This window comes from Rhodococcus daqingensis (genome assembly GCF_042665615.1).
Lineage (GTDB): Bacteria > Actinomycetota > Actinomycetes > Mycobacteriales > Mycobacteriaceae > Rhodococcus_G > Rhodococcus_G daqingensis.
Window position 1 is genome coordinate 189426 of the sequence record NZ_JBHTCS010000017.1, and the last position, 12471, is coordinate 201896.

The following is a 12471-nucleotide window of genomic DNA, read 5'->3' on the forward strand; positions in this document are numbered from 1 at the left end:
GACCAGTGTCGGTGCCGCGCGGGTCCGGGACGGGGCGGCCTGGGTGTCCAGGGGGCGAAGTTCCGGCGAAACCTCGGCGACCGGTCAGGCCGGCGGGGCCACCGTGGCATCAGGCGGCTCGGCCGCCGTGACATCAGGCGGCGCAGCCACCGTGACATCAGGCGGCTCAGCCACCGTCCGCCGCCGGACCAGCCAGAGCGCGGGCACCGCGAGCAGCCACGTCACCGCGATCACCGAACCGGCCGGGATCAGCGCCACCCGCACATCACGACCGGACACCCGGACCAGGTCCGGGTCGGACCGCGCGTACTCGACGTCGATCCGCTGGCCGACGATCAGCTCGGTCGGGTACAGCACCCCGAGCCGCGGGTTCTTGGTGACACCGTCCGGGGTGACGAAGCTGATCGCCGAGCGCAGCGCGCCCGCGGAGAGCACCTCGGCGGTGGCCACGCCCTTGTCGGATTCGATGGTGAGGTCGTTGCGCCAGGCCGCGACGACCAGCAGCGCGGCCAGCACCGAGATGCCGATCGCGACGACCAGGATCCCCCGCCGGACCCGACCGGCCACCGTCGGTGTCACAGCTGTGCCCGGACCGCGGCGTGCAGTTCCCGCAACCCGGATCGATCGGTGGCGACCTCGAGGACCCTGATCCCCGCGGCGTTCGGCTCGGTCAGCGCGATCGCCAACTGTTCGGGGTTCACCGCGTGGTGTTCGACCCGATAGGCGGCGCAGAGGGCGGACAGATCCATCCCGTGTGGGGTGCCGAACACCCGCTCGAAGACGCCCGCATATTGCGGATCTCCCTGCTCGAGGAGCTCGAAGATGCCGCCGCCGTCATCGTTGGCCACCACGATCGTCAGGTCCCGCGGTCGCGGCTCGCCGGTGCCGATCAACAGCCCGGCGGCGTCGTGCAGGAAGGTCAGGTCGCCCATCAGCGCGATGGTGCGGGTCTCCGGGTCCGGGGCGGCCATCGCCGCGCCCACCGCGGTCGAGACGGTGCCGTCGATTCCCGCGACGCCCCGGTTCGACAACACCCGCACGCCCGGCCGGGGATAGCTCACCAGGGCCGCGTCCCGCACGGGGTTCGAGGCGCCGAGCAGCAGCTGGTCGCCCTCGCACAGGGCGTCCATCACGACCTTGGCGACGTGCAACCCGGTCGGCTTCGGGTGCACCGAGAGCTGTTGCCGCACAGCCTTGTCCGCATGCTCGGTCAGATGCCGGCAACGCTCGAGCCAGGCCCGGTCCGGTGCGCCGGAGACGATGGCGCGGGTGCCGGTGGCGAGCACGTTGCCGGACACGTCGGGCCAGCGCGGACCGGTGGTGAGGGCGAACACCGACACCCGGGGGTCGGCGAGGAGCTTGGCCACCGGACGGTGCAGCGTCGGCCTGCCGGTGATCACCGCCTGACGGGGTGCCAGCTGGGACAGCGCCAGCGGATGCAGCGGCAGCCCGTGCATCGGCGCGGTCGGCTCGGCGACGGTCGGGAGTCCCGCGAGTTCCGGCCGATGACCGGATCCGTGGCCGGAGATCACCACGGTGTCCGGCGTGAGGTCCAGTTCGAGCGGCACGTCGAGGGTCGCGTGCGTGGTCGTCGTCCACGGGGCGCCGCCGGGGCGCCCCTCCGGCACCGGCCCCTGGACGTGCGCGCCGGGGACCAGTGGCTCCCGCAGCGGCACGTCGAAATGCACGGGTCCCGCGTTGCCCGACCGTGCGCCCCTGGCCGCGGCGAGCACCCGGCAGACCGCCGAACGCCACTGGCTGTTCTGGTCGACGCCGTCCTCGGCGAGGCCCAGGCTGATGGTGGCCCGCACCTGGCTGCCGAACAGGCCCAACTGCTCGATGGTCTGGTTGGCACCGGTCCCGAGCAGCTCGTAGGGGCGGTTCGCACTGAGCACCACGAGCGGGACCCGGGCGTAGTTCGCCTCCAGCACCGCGGGGCCGAGATTCGCCACGGCCGTTCCGGAGGTCATCACGATCGGCACCGGGTGCCCGCTGCCGATGGCCAGGCCGACCGCGAGGAATCCGGCGGTGCGCTCGTCGATGCGCATGTGCAGCCGGATCCGGCCTGCGGTGTCGGCTGCCTGCAGCGCGAAGGCCAGCGGGGCGTTGCGCGACCCGGGGCACAGCACCACGTCGCGGACCCCACCGCGGATCAATTCGTCGACGACGGCGGTGGCCTGGGCGGTGGACGGGTTCACGCTCTCCAGGGTGTCACGACCCCGGGATGGGACCATGTCCGGGTGCGTACGCTCTTCGACCCCACCGGCACCGCCCCCGACCGGATGTACCAGCTGCTCACCTCGTCGGTGGTGCCGCGGCCGATCGCCTGGGTCTCCACCCGCGCGGCGGACGGCACGCCCAACCTGGCGCCGTACAGCTTCTTCACCGTCGCCAGCACGAATCCGCCGGTGGTGCAGTTCACCTCGGTCACCCGCAAGGACAGTCTGCGCAACATCGAGGCGACCGGCGAGTTCGTGGTGAACCTCGCCCCGGCCGCCCTGGTCGACCAGGTGAACGCGAGTTCGGCCGGGTTCGACGCCGGGGTCAGCGAGTTCGACGCGGTCGGGGTCACGGCCGAGCCGGGCGAGCGGGTGTCGGTGCCGCGGGTGGCGGAGTCGCCGATCGCGATCGAGTGCGGCCTCCACCGGGTGATCGAGGTCGGCGACAGCTTCGTGGTGATGGGGTCGGTGCGCGCGATCTCGGTACGCACCGAGGCGCTCGCCGAGGACGGCCTGCCCGATTTCGGGGCGATCGCGCCGATGAGCCGGCTGGGGCGGATCCAGTGGGGGCTGCCGCCGGAGGTCGTGCAGCTGCCGCGCCCCGGGCGCCCCTGAACGGTCCGCCGTTAAGTTAGGATTGCCTGAGCTAATGACGAGCGGGTCCGCGGAACGACCGCGGGACTCGCATTCGACCAGGACGGGGCCATGGCCAAGCGCAGCAAGTTCGTCAAACCCGAGCATCGGCAGTTCCTGCGGGCAAGGGTGCTCGGCAGCAAGCAGGTCAGCCCGAGCTTCGTGCGCGTCACGATCGGCGGCGACGAGCTGCGCGAGTTCACCCCGATGGGCTTCGACCAGTGGTTCCGCATGTTCATCCCGGCAGCCGGGGCGAGCGCGGCGAGGGGGAATGCGTCCGGTCAGACCGCGCTGCGGCTGCCGAGCGCGACCAGCAACCTCTGGTACGCGCAGCTGTTGGCGATGTCCAAGTCCTCCCGCCCGGTCGTCCGCAACTACACGGTGCGCGGATTCCGCCCCGCCGAGCAGGCGGTGTACGGCGAGGACGTGCCCGAGCTGGACATCGACTTCGTCTGCCACGGCGCCGACGGGCACGGCGACCCCGGACCGGCGTCCACCTGGGCGACGTCCGTGGCCCCCGGCGACGAGCTGGCGCTGCTCGACGAGGGCCTGATCTACAACCCGACCCCCGAGGCACGGTGGCAGCTGCTGGTCGGCGACGAGAGCGCGCTGCCTGCGATCCTCGGGATCGTGTCCTCGGCCCCCGCGGACCTGCGCGCCGAGGTGTTCCTGGAGATACCGCACGCGGACGACGCACAGGAGGTCGCCACCCCGGACGGGGTTAACGTGCACTGGCTGGTGCGGTCGGACCCGCACGCGCGGCCGGGGGCCCTCGCACTGGAGACGGTGCGGCGGGCACAACTGCCGGACGGACCGTCGTACACGTTCGCCGCGGGCGAGTCCGACCTGGCGACCGGCGTGCGGCGCCACCTCGTGAACGACCGGAAGGTCCCGAAGTCCGACATCACGTTCACGGGCTACTGGCGGCACGGCAAGGCCGCACCGTAGGCGCTGCGCGCCCGTGCGCGGTTGACGAGTCTCTGGACTCGTCAACCGCGCACGGGCGGCGGAGCCGCCTACGGACGCCCGGTCAGGAACATCCCGTTGTGGTCCTGCCCTGCCGTGTTGCGGCAGGCGTAGTTACCGCTCGCCTTGGCATACATCAGGTCGAGGCAGCGTCCCAGCGCGAGCTGGCCGAAATAGTTCGGGTGCATCGACTCCTGGAGGGTGCCCTGGGTGGTCCACCCCATGTCCAGCCAGCGCATCCACTCACTGTTCGCCCCTGACGGTGCGGACGAGGCACTGACCTGCTTGGCCGCCTTGGCGCAGACCTCATGTCCGTCGAAGGTGTCTCGCAGGTCGAGGAACTGCACACCCTTCGCGGCCGCGACAGCAGCGAAGCGGTCGGAAATCTGCGGCACCAAGGAATCTCGGGCCCAGTTGGCGTCGCCGTCCCAGAGCGGACAGCCGCCGGTATTCGCCCGCGTCCAGCCGCTCTCCGGGTATCGGATGTCCGCGGCGCGGGGGGTCGGCGAGGGAGCGGACTGCAGCACCAGCCGATAGTCCGTGGCCGCGTAGCCGGCACCGGACATCACGGCACGGATCTCGTCGATGGACTTGGCGACACCCTCCATCGCCGCATTCATCTTGCCGTCCACCGCCGCCTGCTGATCATCGTTGCAGTAGGAGTACCAGACCAGATAGTTCTTGACGCAGGTCGAGATGACGTCGGCGAACCCGAGGTCGTTCCCGCCGATCGAGAGGGTGATCAGCTTGACCTTGTTGGCCGCGGCGACCGCAGCCAGCTGGTCGGCCTGTGGCGCCTCGCCCTTGAAGGCCTGGCCACCCTTGGCCGCACGGAAGACGTTGACGGTGGTGGCGCCCGAGCAGGCCAGGTTGATCCTGGTCTGCGCAACGGACGTAGCGCTGTTCACCTCGGCCGAATCGGAGCGATCACAGCCGTTGGCGGCGGTGTTGCCGTACACGCGGGCGGGGTCGTAGCCGCTTCCCGTCCAGGCCCGGTCGGTGCCGTCGCGGCTGCCGGAGGTGGTGAGGCTGTTGCCCTTCCAACGACCCGCCTCCCCGGACATGTAGCTGTCGCCCATCGACACGCTCGCCGTCGGCCCGGCGGGAACCGCCGCAGCAGGCGCGGCGAACACCGACAGCCCGGCAGCGACAAGGGGCACCGCCAGCAGGGCGGCGAGCAGTGGCCTGGCGCTGCGGCCGGCGGCGGATTTGTGGCATGTTTCGACCAACACGGACTCCTGGGGATGGGCACACCTGTCGTACGAGGACAGGCATGCAGTCGTGAATGGGTTGGTCGCCGGCCGGTGACGCCAGGGAGTCTGGCACGGGCCCACTTGCTACCGCCGGGTAATCGAAATTTTTGTGTTAAACACTTAGGCGGCAGCCCGGCGGCCCGTGCCCACAAACGGCGAGTGGGCCGGATCCCAGGATCCGGCCCACTCGACTACCACTGCGACGTGGCGTCTAGCCCGCGTGCTTCTCGATCAGCGCGCCGAGCCGCGGCAGCGCCTCGATGACGTTCTTCTTCGCCGACGGGCGCATGGTCGCGTAGACCTTCTTGATCGCGCCCTTGTCGGTGCGCTCGATCTTCTCGTCGGTCAGACCGAGCAGCGCGTCAGCCACCTCCTCGCTACGTGCGCCCAGGAAGTCGCCGAAGCCGGCGCCACCGGCCGCGCCGAAGTCCTGCCAGAACGGCTCGAGACGGGAGACGAAGCCCGGCAGCAGGCCCTCGACGGCGTCGGGCACGATCGACGGGCCGACCTTCTTCACCGCGCCGTAGCCACCCTTGACGGCCAGGCCCGAGGCGCCCTTCTTCTCCGAGACCTCGGCGTCGAGGAGCTCCTGCACGTCCGCGACGACGGCGGGCAGCCGCGACGGGTCGAGCAGGGTTTCGTTCAGTGCTGCAACCACTTTCAATGCCTCCGATGTTGACTGGGATGTCGGTGTCAGACCTTATACGACGCGGAGCCCGGCAGGATTACTCAGCATCCGTCGAGCAGCTCGTGACACCGCGCCAACCTCGCGAGCCACCACTGTGTCCGCTCCGGCGCAGCCAGCAGACCGGACACCCGCTCGGGGTCCGGCACGACCACCGACGCCGACATCGCCCCGTCGACCATCACCCGCGGCTCGGCGACGTCGGCCTCGAACAACCCACCGGTGCCGAGCCCGCAGGCATGGTCGAGCTCCGGCAGCGCGGCGGCCGCGGCCAGTCCCGCCCCGACCCCGACCGCGGAATCCAGCGCACTGGAGACCACCACGGGCACCCCGAATTCGGCGAGCTCCCCGGCGAGCCGCAGCACCGCGCGCATCCCGCCGAGCGGCGCGACCTTCACCACCGCCACGTCCGCCCCGCCCGCGCGCACCACCCGCAGTGGGTCCTCCGCCCGCCGGATGCTCTCGTCCGCCGCGATCGGCACGCCGGGCAGGCGACGGCGCAGCTCCACCAGTTCCGGCACGGTGGCACATGGCTGTTCGGCGTATTGCAGCGGACCATCGGATGTCAACGCCAGCAGGGCCTCCAAGGCTCGGTCCACCGTCCACGCACCGTTCGCGTCGACCCGCACGTGTTCGACGTGCTCACGGACGGCGGCGACCCGGGCGAGATCCTCGGCCAGCGACTGCCCCCGCTCGGCGACCTTCACCTTCGCCGTCCTCGCGCCCGGGAACCGGGAGAGGATCTCGGGCACCCGCGCCGCGTCGACGGCGGGCACGGTCGCATTGACCGGCACCGCGTCCCGTACCGGCGCGGGCGGGCCCAGCCAGGCGGACTCGATCGCCGACCGCAGCCAGGCCGCGGCCTCGGCGTCGGCGTACTCGGGGAACGGCGCGAACTCGCCGAAGCCTGCCGGCCCCCGCAACAACAGCACCTCGCGGGTGGTGATACCGCGGAAGCGCACCCGCATCGGTAGGCTCACCACGGCGGCGCCGGCGCGGAGCTCGTCCAGCGGGGGCAGCGGCAGGGTGTCGTCGATCATGATTCCGCCGCGTCCACGAACGCCTCGCCCCGCAGCAGCGGGACCACGGCACTGGTGTCGAGTTCGGCGGCGATCTCGACGTCGTCGCCGAAACCCTTGCCGATGAGTTCCCTGCCGCTCGCGCAGTCTCGCAGCCTCGTCCGCAGGTCCCCCTCTGCCGCGGCGAAGGCATCGGCGGCCGCGCGGGCCTCGGGTGACGCCCCCGCCGTCCCGAGTGCGCGGAGCACGGCGCCCGCCCCCCACAGGTCCTCCAGGCTCGGCCGGATCGACCCGTCCGGCCAACGTTCGCCCGCCGCGATCACCGCCACCCGGGGCCGTCCGGACGAACCGCCGGACACCGGTCGCCGCGAAAGCCAGTGCGCCACAGCGGTGGCATTGCGCAGCGAGGCCCCCACCACGTCGACCCCGGCATCGGCCAGCCCGAAGCAGAGCGCGGACCCGTTCGGCGACGGCAGCACCAGCCTGTTCGCACCGGCGCCCGCGAGTCCCCCCGGGCCGAACGCGGCGCGAACGGATCCAGGCGAGAGGCTCACGTCTCCGGGCAGGGCACGCGATCGCCCCACCGCCACCGTCGCCCCGCGGCCCGCGGCGTACCCGGCGGCGGACTCGGGATCCCACCGATAGGGGTACACGGTGACCCCCCGGTCCAGCGCGACGGTCAGCGTCGTGGTGAACGAGAGCACGTCCACGACGACCGCGACGTCGCTGTCCTCGACGAGGGCAGCGGCGCCCGACGGTCCCCAGTCGAACCGGAGCCGGTACGCACCCTGACGATGAGCGGGAAGCATGCCGCCATCCTCGCACCCGGCCTCAGGGTTGGCCGGGCAGCAACACCACCATCAGGGCCTCGCAGTCGGCGAGCAGCGTGCCCTCGGCATCGACGAGCCTCGCGCTGACGAAGGTCTTGCGACCGTCGACCCGGTCCACCTGTCCCTCGACGGTCAGTCGAGTGTCGATCGGGGTGATCTTGCGGTAGTTGACGTGCAGGTAGCCGGTCCGGCTGATCGGCCGGCCGTAGGCGTGCGTGATCATCCCGAACAGGTCGTCGAAGAGCAGTGGCAACGTGCCGCCGTGCGCGGCGCCGTTGCCGCCCATGTGGAAGCGGCGGAACACGCCGGTGGACCGCACCCCGGTCGCGTCGAACTTCTCGACGGTCCACGGCATCATCAGCAGGCTGCCGCGGCCGGGCAGGCCCATCGAACGGCCACCCGGCTGCTGCCCCTCGGGGACCCGGTGTGGTTCCAGCAGCGCGACGAGGGCCTCGGCCTGCTCGGCGGCCCGCCGGACGACATCCGGGGGCGGCGCGGTGGACACGCCGAGGTCCTGGATGGTGCGCAGGGCCTCGACGAGCCGACCGAAGTCGGGGCCGCCGTCGTCCTCGGTCGCCCGGTACACGGGGAATCCACCGTGCTGCTCGTAGTCGTCCACGTCGCCCCGGCCACGACCCCGTTCCACCCGCTCGCTCATAGCTGCACGGTAGGCCCGGCGGCGGGGCGATTCGCCGGGAGGGTCGTGCGGCCGTGCGGCCACCCCGCGGTGCGGGGCATGTTCGCCGGCCCGGCGCGGGGCATATCCTTGGCGATCGTGACCTTCAATCCGCAGCTGTGGCGTCCGGTTCCCGGGTTCGAGAACCTCACCGATATCACCTATCACCGGCACATCACGCAGGGCACCGTCCGCGTCGCCTTCGATCGCCCCGAGGTGCGCAACGCGTTCCGGCCGCACACCGTCGACGAGCTGTACTCCGCGCTCGACCACGCCCGGATGACCTCCGATGTGGGGGCGGTGCTGTTGACCGGAAACGGCCCCAGCCCCAAGGACGGCGGCTGGGCGTTCTGCTCGGGCGGCGACCAGCGCATCCGCGGCCGCAGCGGCTACCAGTACGCCGCGGGCGAGACCGCGGACACCGTGGACAAGGCACGCGCGGGCCGGCTGCACATCCTCGAGGTGCAGCGCCTGATCCGGTTCATGCCGAAGGTGGTGATCTGCCTCGTCAACGGCTGGGCGGCGGGCGGCGGGCACTCCCTGCACGTGGTGTGCGACCTGACCCTGGCCAGCCGTGAGCATGCCCGGTTCAAGCAGACCGACGCGGACGTCGGCAGCTTCGACGGTGGGTACGGCAGCGCCTACCTCGCGAAGATGGTGGGACAGAAGTTCGCCCGCGAGATCTTCTTCCTCGGAGACGCGTACACCGCGGAGCAGATGCATCAGATGGGCGCGGTCAACAAGGTCGTCGACCACGCCGAGCTCGAGGACGTCGCGCTGGAGTGGTCCGAGAAGATCAACGGCAAGTCACCGCAGGCGCAGCGGATGCTCAAGTACGCCTTCAACCTGACCGACGACGGACTCGTCGGCCAGCAGCTGTTCGCGGGCGAGGCGACCCGGATGGCGTACATGACCGACGAGGCCGTCGAGGGCCGGGACTCGTTCCTGGAGAAGCGCGAACCGGACTGGTCGCCGTACCCCTGGTATTTCTGAAGCAATAGCGGCGTGGTCGGGCGAACCCTCGAGGGCTCACCGACCACGCCGCCAGACGCTACCGATTCGCGCCGATGACCTCGTCCGAGAAACGCCGGATCGCCGCCAGACGGTCACGCGCACTGGTGAAGTCGACGCCGTAGAGATGCCACGGAGAGACCCGGCATTCGGTGACCCCGGCCTCGGCCAGCGCGGCATAGGCGTCGCTCCCCCCTATCCCCGTCGGGGACGCGTTGATCACGAACGGTTCGTTGCCGCGGCCGTACTCGGCCCGCAGCTCGGTCAGTCGAGCGATCGCGGCGGTCAGTTCGTCCACGCTCGTGTTGACCGAGATCCACCCGTCCCCGAGCCGGGCTGCCCGGCGCAGACCGGCTTCGCTGTGCCCGCCGACGTACACCGGCACCGGGCGGTCCGGTGCCGGACTGATCATCAGCCGGTCGAAATGGTAGTGCTTGCCGTGGTATTCGACCCACTCCGGTCCGCGCCCGGCACACACCGCCTTGAGGATCTCGATCGCCTCGTTGGTGCGCGCCCCGCGCGTGCGCATCTCGGTCCCGGTGAAGGTGAACTCCTCCGGGATCCAGGACAGGCCGACGCCGACGGCAATCCGGTTGCCCGACATCACCGCCATGGTCGAGACCTGTTTGGCGGTGAGCAGCGGATCGCGCAGCGGCAGCTTCAACACGTTGGTGTAGAAGGTGATTTTCTCGGTCACCGCCGCCATCGCGGTCATCGCGATGAACGGGTCCGGCATCGGCGTCTCGGGAGCCCACATGCGTTTGCCGTCGGGCGAATACGGATAGTCCGCCGACACGTGTTCCGGGTAGAACACCGAGTCCGGCATCGCTACCGAGTCGAAGCCGGCGTCCTCCGCTGCGCGGGCGAGCTCCGGGAGATCGCGCGCATCGATCATCGCCGCCGGCAGCGACCACTTCATCGGGGCGAACTCACAGCTTCACGACCTTCGCCGTCGGAATCGGGTGCGAGTCCGCCTTGATCCAGCGCATCGCCCAGGTCCCCTCGGTGTGCGAATCGGTGTTGATCCAGTTGCCGTAGCCCGGATCCTTCGCCGCCACCACGATTGTCAGGGTGCCGTCGTCGTTCAGCTTCGCGGTGTGGTTGTTGATGTAGATGTTCGTCCGGTTGTAGTCGAGGGACTCCACCCAGAAGTTCTGCAGCACGAAGTTGAAATACTCGCAGTTCGGGACCTCGGTCTCGATGACCCACGCCTCGTCCTCGGCGAGCTTCCAGTAGCCGTGCAGGTAGAAGATCGTCGGATCGCCGCCCGCTTTCTGGAACTGCTCCTGGCCGCGGTCGAAGATCTCGTTGGGCTGCGGCATGAAGTCGCGGGACCACTCGAGGAAGGTTTCCGCCATGCCCTTCACGATCCCGACCGACTTGTCGAGGCGCTCGCCGAGCTCCTCCGGGCTCAGCGGCTCGAAATCCCCTTCCGGGTTGAGGCATTCGATCGACAGCTCTCCGATGACCTCGTTGCGCCGGTCCTGGTGGGTCTGACGAACCGAGATGAGGTTGCTGTCCGACGCCAACGGCAGCCAGACACCCTCAGCGGGCTTGTCCACACTCGCGATGAACTCGAAGCGGCCGTTCTCGTCGACCTCGAGATCGTGAATGTGCAGGTCACCGGACTGCAGCATGGTGCCGTCGATGTGGTACCGATTGACGCGCGAACCGAATGTGATCAGTGGGACCGTGCCGCGAGTGCCGATGATCCGGTAGCTGTACTTGCCGGAGATGTTGGCACGCATGTAGATGTTGTCCGGATTGTCGGCGCCGACCTTGGTCATCATGTTCGGGTTGGGCGCGGACGTGAACTGCGGCCACCGAGGATCGGTGTACTCGACGCAGTTGATCGTGGCGTAGCGGAGCAGTCGGCTCAGGTAGCGGACGCCCTCGGCCTGGGTCAGCGGATCCTGAGGGACGATCTCGTCCTCCAGCACCTTCCCGACCTCGAGCAGATCTGTGCAGAACTTTTCCCAAGTAGCGTTCATATCAGTATCCCTGTGCTCGTAGATGTTTCGAATGTTCAGACGACAGCGGCGAACTTCGCCTCGACCTCGGCGGCGGTCACACCGAACTCCTCCAGCGAGTAGCGGTGCGACGGACGACGGTGCTCGGCGAGGCTGGCCTGGTGCGACTCCTCCACCGCGGCACGAGCCGCGTCCGTGAAGGGCAGGGCGAACTGTGCGTAGATCTTCTCGACCGTGCCGACCGCATCGGAGATGAAATCCTGGTAGTCGACGTCGATGAACTGGTCCGGGTTGTAACGGGCACGGGCACTGTTGAAGTCCGCGTTACCGCGTGCCCACAGGTCGAGTTGGGTGCGCCCGATGGCCGGCCGGTCGAAGGCCCTCGACATGTCGTGCCCGCCCTGCTCCGCAAGGCTGAAGGTGGACGCCATCGACGTCAGCGGATCCCGGAAGGTGCGAACCAACAACGCGTCCGGGTAGACCTTCATGATCTCGTCGAGCGCGAAGACGTGGCTGGGGCTCTTGAGCACCCACCGCCGGTCCGAGTCGTGCAGCCCGATCAACTGCAGGTTCTTTTTGTGCCGCGCGTACGTCTCGGTCCAGTCCTGCTCCGCCAGCCACTCGGTGTAGCTCGGTACGTACGCGACGGTCTCGAACGCAGTCGAGAGCATCGTCTGCTGCAGCAGACGCCAACACTCCTCGACCTCCTCCGCCCCCATGAAGTGCACCTTCATCAGGTCCGCCTCGTTCGCCTGACGTGCTCGATAGAAGGCGTCGGAGCGCAGGTAGTCCTCGTTTTCCGACCACTTGTCGCGGTCGGGGCGGGGCTGCGGAGTCTCGGCCAGCCACATCTCGGCACCCTGGTGCGCCGGGTCCGCGCCGAGCAGACGGTGCAGCGCGGTGCTCCCGGTCCGGGTCAACCCGACCACGAAGATCGGACGCTCGACCGGAACGTCGACGTGCTCAGGGTATTTCGCGAACCCGGCCTCGCTGGTCAAGCGCCCCGCGAGCGCTCCGGTGATCATCTTGCGTGCGATCACCTTCCCCTGGGGTGTGAGATCGGCTTCCCGCTCGAACGAGTCGAGCAGAACCCGCAGCCCCTCGAGGTAGCCGTCGCCGCCGAAGTCGTCGTACCCTGCCCGCTCGCGTGCATCCTGCTGCAGGTCCTCGATGGAGCCGATGCCGTCGTAGTCGTGTGTCATCCATAAG

General features: G+C 69.7%; 13 protein-coding genes. 3 read left to right on the plus strand and 10 right to left on the minus strand.

Annotated elements, in window-relative coordinates:
* Window positions 1–84 precede the first annotated feature (84 nt).
* Together ACFQS9_RS14990 and menD are read right to left on the minus strand one after the other, a co-directional pair.
* Window positions 85–579, minus strand: coding sequence for a DUF3592 domain-containing protein (locus ACFQS9_RS14990; RefSeq protein ID WP_378405968.1), 495 nt, complete (start codon window positions 577–579; stop codon window positions 85–87).
* The gene (gene menD, locus ACFQS9_RS14995; RefSeq protein ID WP_378405970.1) at window positions 576–2198 is read right to left on the minus strand and encodes a 2-succinyl-5-enolpyruvyl-6-hydroxy-3-cyclohexene-1-carboxylic-acid synthase; all 1623 of its coding nucleotides are present in this window, start codon (window positions 2196–2198) and stop codon (window positions 576–578) included. Before menD ends, ACFQS9_RS14990 begins: the two co-directional genes overlap by 4 nt.
* A 42-nt stretch (window positions 2199–2240) precedes the next feature.
* Here menD and ACFQS9_RS15000 point away from each other — a divergent pair, with 42 nt between their 5' ends.
* Both ACFQS9_RS15000 and ACFQS9_RS15005 read left to right on the plus strand, forming a co-directional pair.
* Window positions 2241–2834: a flavin reductase family protein gene (locus ACFQS9_RS15000; RefSeq protein WP_378405972.1), complete on the plus strand. Its 594-nt coding sequence runs from the start codon at window positions 2241–2243 to the stop codon at window positions 2832–2834.
* Window positions 2835–2924: 90 nt separating this feature from the next.
* Window positions 2925–3800, plus strand: a complete 876-nt coding sequence (locus ACFQS9_RS15005; RefSeq protein WP_378405973.1) for a siderophore-interacting protein — start codon at window positions 2925–2927, stop codon at window positions 3798–3800.
* A gap of 68 nt (window positions 3801–3868) precedes the next feature.
* Here the strand turns inward: ACFQS9_RS15005 and ACFQS9_RS15010 are convergent, their stop codons facing one another.
* From ACFQS9_RS15010 to ACFQS9_RS15030, 5 genes are all read right to left on the minus strand, one after another.
* Window positions 3869–5050, minus strand: a complete 1182-nt coding sequence (locus tag ACFQS9_RS15010; protein ID WP_378405975.1) for a GDSL-type esterase/lipase family protein — start codon at window positions 5048–5050, stop codon at window positions 3869–3871.
* Between the two features lie 232 nt (window positions 5051–5282).
* On the minus strand, window positions 5283–5729 hold the full coding sequence (locus ACFQS9_RS15015; RefSeq protein WP_378405977.1) for a DUF6918 family protein: 447 nt from the start codon (window positions 5727–5729) through the stop codon (window positions 5283–5285).
* A gap of 71 nt (window positions 5730–5800) precedes the next feature.
* Complete coding sequence (locus ACFQS9_RS15020) at window positions 5801–6796, minus strand: o-succinylbenzoate synthase (protein WP_378405979.1); 996 nt, start codon at window positions 6794–6796, stop codon at window positions 5801–5803.
* Window positions 6793–7584: a 2-phosphosulfolactate phosphatase gene (locus ACFQS9_RS15025; protein ID WP_378405981.1), complete on the minus strand. Its 792-nt coding sequence runs from the start codon at window positions 7582–7584 to the stop codon at window positions 6793–6795. Before ACFQS9_RS15025 ends, ACFQS9_RS15020 begins: the two co-directional genes overlap by 4 nt.
* Before the next feature lie 22 nt (window positions 7585–7606).
* Window positions 7607–8263: a PaaI family thioesterase gene (locus tag ACFQS9_RS15030; RefSeq protein WP_378405983.1), complete on the minus strand. Its 657-nt coding sequence runs from the start codon at window positions 8261–8263 to the stop codon at window positions 7607–7609.
* A 117-nt stretch (window positions 8264–8380) separates the two neighbouring features.
* On the opposite strand from ACFQS9_RS15030, the gene ACFQS9_RS15035 reads away from it, so the two are divergent.
* Window positions 8381–9274, plus strand: a complete 894-nt coding sequence (locus ACFQS9_RS15035) for a 1,4-dihydroxy-2-naphthoyl-CoA synthase (RefSeq protein ID WP_378405985.1) — start codon at window positions 8381–8383, stop codon at window positions 9272–9274.
* A 58-nt stretch (window positions 9275–9332) separates the two neighbouring features.
* Here the strand turns inward: ACFQS9_RS15035 and ACFQS9_RS15040 are convergent, their stop codons facing one another.
* The 3 genes from ACFQS9_RS15040 to ACFQS9_RS15050 are packed head-to-tail and all read right to left on the minus strand — an operon-like array spanning window position 9333 to window position 12464.
* Window positions 9333–10211, minus strand: a complete 879-nt coding sequence (locus ACFQS9_RS15040) for a TIGR03619 family F420-dependent LLM class oxidoreductase (RefSeq protein ID WP_378405987.1) — start codon at window positions 10209–10211, stop codon at window positions 9333–9335.
* 10 nt (window positions 10212–10221) lie between these two features.
* On the minus strand, window positions 10222–11283 hold the full coding sequence (locus tag ACFQS9_RS15045; protein WP_378405989.1) for a DUF1214 domain-containing protein: 1062 nt from the start codon (window positions 11281–11283) through the stop codon (window positions 10222–10224).
* A gap of 35 nt (window positions 11284–11318) precedes the next feature.
* A complete protein-coding gene (locus ACFQS9_RS15050) occupies window positions 11319–12464 on the minus strand; it encodes a sulfotransferase family protein (RefSeq protein WP_378405991.1) in 1146 nt (381 codons plus the stop codon).
* Window positions 12465–12471 lie beyond the last annotated feature (7 nt).

Coding starts and splice junctions, on each gene's coding strand:
- ACFQS9_RS15025 (WP_378405981.1), bottom strand. CDS start 7,584: ATGCTTCCCGCTCATCGTCAGGGTGCGTACCGGCTCCGGTTCGACTGG.
- ACFQS9_RS15030 (WP_378405983.1), bottom strand. CDS start 8,263: ATGAGCGAGCGGGTGGAACGGGGTCGTGGCCGGGGCGACGTGGACGAC.
- ACFQS9_RS15005 (WP_378405973.1), top strand. CDS start 2,925: ATGGCCAAGCGCAGCAAGTTCGTCAAACCCGAGCATCGGCAGTTCCTG.
- ACFQS9_RS15045 (WP_378405989.1), bottom strand. CDS start 11,283: ATGAACGCTACTTGGGAAAAGTTCTGCACAGATCTGCTCGAGGTCGGG.
- ACFQS9_RS15050 (WP_378405991.1), bottom strand. CDS start 12,464: ATGACACACGACTACGACGGCATCGGCTCCATCGAGGACCTGCAGCAG.
- ACFQS9_RS15020 (WP_378405979.1), bottom strand. CDS start 6,796: ATGATCGACGACACCCTGCCGCTGCCCCCGCTGGACGAGCTCCGCGCC.
- ACFQS9_RS15040 (WP_378405987.1), bottom strand. CDS start 10,211: ATGAAGTGGTCGCTGCCGGCGGCGATGATCGATGCGCGCGATCTCCCG.